The following is a 3162-nucleotide window of genomic DNA, read 5'->3' on the forward strand; positions in this document are numbered from 1 at the left end:
CCAGCTACCTTTTTTTATTTGTCTGGAATTTAAACATGCACGCCCATTTTTTATATTAATAAAATTTGAATTTATCGAGGCTTTTATCGTTCTATCTGGGTTATCTTTTTTGGCTAATGTAATGCTGATTCCGGTAAACTTTGGATTTGATATATGCACATGACCACGTGAACCACGACTTTTTTTCATTATTTCCTCACGGATGCTGGTTTTCAGAACTTAATACAGTAATTTACATTTTTTTATGTATAGAAATCAATTGGTAAATTGTCGAACTTCAGTGACCATGGAAGTCACGACCAATGCAGGCAGGCAACAACCTCCGCTCCTCGCTCATAGCAGCCCGCTGATGCCGCTACGGTCGGTTTCGTGCCAGGAACGGACATTGCTGTGTATGGTTAATCCAGCTGGCTAAATAACTTATATTCATGAAAAAATCGAAGTTATGATCTGGCTCAACAATCAGGTTTCGCATGGATCATATAACTAGGGAGCAGCAACTTGCGCTGTAATTTAGTAAGGATAAAAAATGCCAGCTTATGCTAATAAAGGCGGTGATTCGGGAGTAGTGTTATATGAAACTACTGCCGATGCTATAACAGTACAGTTTAAGGATGGATGGAAATACGTTTACGATGCTACTAAACCTGGTGCTTCGACTGTCTCTAAGATGAAAGAACTAGCCCAAGCTGGGCATGGACTAAACAGTTATATAAGTATGGTGGTCAAAAAAAATTTCTCACGTAAGTATCTTTAATTTTAATTGAGGGTGGGTAGGATCATCACCCTCATAATTTTTTGTTATTCAATTGGGAGCAATTCACGCTTGCTATGAGCTTACTTTATACGGTCAACTAGCACTTAGTAATTAATTTAATAGCAAACTGTTAAAGAAAGTCCCTTCACACATGTTTATCGCCCTGCAGACTTAGCTAGAATGGCTTCGAGCATTGCTGGTACGTTGCCCTTAGCATTAATAGTTGCTGTTCGATAAGCTAGTTGATTCTTTGAGAGATTGATTCCTGTAAGTGCTTCAATTTCGTTGCAGGCCTTACCCCAATCTGTCCAGTTTTCAGATAGGAAAGATTCAAGGTGATCCCCAAATATAGCAATATCGTTAGTAACTGTTGCAGGTGGAAAATCTTCTTCGGGCATACCGAAGTATCGAAGCAGACTGCGATTCTCAATTGCGTGATTATTCCTCTCTTCATCGATAGCTCTCTGCGGTTTATTTTTCGCTTTGGCACGAGCTTCAAATCCTGCATCTGCATCAAAGAGCGCGTAAACGGGAACACCTATTGCACTAAGGATCGCATGTGCCAGTGGTATTGATGTCTTCGAACCAACGGGAACAATAGAGATGCCAGCCGCTTCGAGCGATCCGTGTGATGTTCTATCGCCAATTCCATAAAACACCGACAATTCTGTTGTCCCTTCGACTAAAAAAGCTCTGTGAGCAAAGAGGGCAATTGAAAGCTGATCAGCTACATTATGGTCAAGTCTTCTATCAACTACGTCGGCAGTAACAATTCCATTTAACTTGGCTTTGACAGTTTCCATAGTTGCAAAATGAACTGAAACGACGGGAGTTGCATCAGTCGTTCGTGTCAGCCGTCTGATCTGATTGAAATGTCGAGCTTCAAGAAAATAGGGGCTGTGGGTAGCATAAGTTACTTGTACACGTTTATCCGCATCTTCGGCGAGAGATCTGAGCACCTTTGCAAATGCTTTCGCCTGGATAGGATGCTGAAATAGTTCAGGTTCTTCGATTGCAAGGCAAATAACACCTTCGGCAGAAGCGGCACCAGACTGAGCTAATAGTTGAAGTGCGGAGATCAATATCGTGCGCTGAAAACCGTGCCCTTGTCTCTCCACTGCTGTCTCGGTTGTGCCATCGAGCACAGACACTTCGAATGTAGTCTTTGGTGCCTTCAGTTCAATGTCGGCAGGAGAAACAGTAATAGCACGACCTGGTGAGTATGCCGTAACAACTGCGTTCAACTGTGCCGTCATTTCCTCAAGCTGAGTTTTAAATTTATCCTCGTAAACTTTCTGCTGCTGGGTTCGAGATTCTTCAACAATCTTGGCAATTTCCTCATCTGCAGCAGTACGATCAATTGAACGTTCAAGAATTCGACCAATGATACTCGCTTTGCCATCCAGTGATTCTTCACTTGCACGAAGATCAGCTGTAACTAAAACGAAGTCAAAGAGGCCGCCCATCTTACCGCCGCTATTAAAGCCAAAAAAGTTGGTCTGCAGAGACTCTAGGGAATCTTCTAACAAGTCTGTATGTGATGCTTCCCACGCAGTCATCGCTTCTTCTACAGCAGCTCCAGTCTTCGCAACAGGAAGATTGAGTTCAGAGCGGATCTGTCGAAGATCGTTGTACATATCCTTTTTAGCATTTGCGCCATTTGCCGCCTTAATAGCGTTAAAATCTGGAAAACTCTTGGCATTTGCAGACAGTCGTTCTGAACTATCAGGTGAGCGCAGCCTCCATGCGGTGAATGTATTAGCCTCCTGCGGCGCGTATTTGCCAAGTGCTTCACGATCTCTTTCAGTAAGGTTTGAGAAAGTGACTTGCACTTCAATGTCCTCATCAACAGTTCCAAACGAACAATCTTTATCATTTAATGCACCTAGCTTACCGTTGAAGAACCAATCAAGAGCTCGGAGGACAGTTGATTTACCGGCTCCGTTTGGTCCAATAAAAGTTGTGACGGAATCAAAAGGGATCGTAACATCTGCTAATGCACGAAAGTTTTTAACCCGAACAGATTGAATCTTCATGTCAGTTTCCCTTCTCAATTGCGCTTTTGGTCAGTAATTAGATTTGCTGCCGAATATTTCTCGCGTGAGAATAGAATATGCTAAGAAGCATTTATTGAATAGGTATAAGGATAATGGTTGCTCGTGCCCTTTAAGATTAATATGGATAGCGTTGCATCGACCCGTTGAACTCACAGCTCTTAGCGGACGGTGGTCAAGGTTGTTGGCAATTGGGGGCCAATGATAAAAGCTTTTTGGCCTGCCTAAACCTTGCTTTGATAGCCATATTGATGTTGTACTGATATGGCTCTGTACCCACTTGCGCTGTCTGATTTTTGTACGGATCTTCGTTTGTGGGTACAAGTGCGGGTACAAGCTCTTATTTTTAAA

2 protein-coding genes and 1 pseudogene are annotated in these 3162 nt (G+C 42.7%); 1 reads left to right on the top strand and 2 read right to left on the bottom strand.

Going from position 1 to position 3162, the window contains the following annotated elements; genetic code table 11:
- A pseudogene (locus V1952_RS20915) lies at positions 1 to 189 on the bottom strand (hypothetical protein); the annotation flags it as partial.
- A 340-nt stretch (positions 190 to 529) separates the two neighbouring features.
- Between V1952_RS20915 and V1952_RS20920 the strand changes: the two are divergent.
- Entirely contained in the window at positions 530 to 757 is a 228-nt protein-coding gene (locus V1952_RS20920; protein ID WP_050299445.1) for a hypothetical protein, read from the top strand.
- Between the two features lie 155 nt (positions 758 to 912).
- On the opposite strand, the gene V1952_RS20925 is transcribed toward V1952_RS20920, so the two are convergent.
- Complete coding sequence (locus tag V1952_RS20925) at positions 913 to 2793, bottom strand: ATP-dependent nuclease (RefSeq protein ID WP_050299446.1); 1881 nt, start codon at positions 2791 to 2793, stop codon at positions 913 to 915.
- Between the last annotated feature and the right edge of the window lie 369 nt (positions 2794 to 3162).

Source organism: Yersinia sp. 2542 StPb PI (assembly GCF_048593855.1).
In the GTDB taxonomy this organism is placed as follows: Bacteria; Pseudomonadota; Gammaproteobacteria; order Enterobacterales; family Enterobacteriaceae; genus Yersinia; species Yersinia enterocolitica_E.

Bases quoted from the DNA above. Each gene is read 5' to 3' on its own strand.
- V1952_RS20920 (WP_050299445.1), top strand. From the start codon at position 530: ATGCCAGCTTATGCTAATAAAGGCGGTGATTCGGGAGTAGTGTTATAT.
- V1952_RS20925 (WP_050299446.1), bottom strand. From the start codon at position 2,793: ATGAAGATTCAATCTGTTCGGGTTAAAAACTTTCGTGCATTAGCAGAT.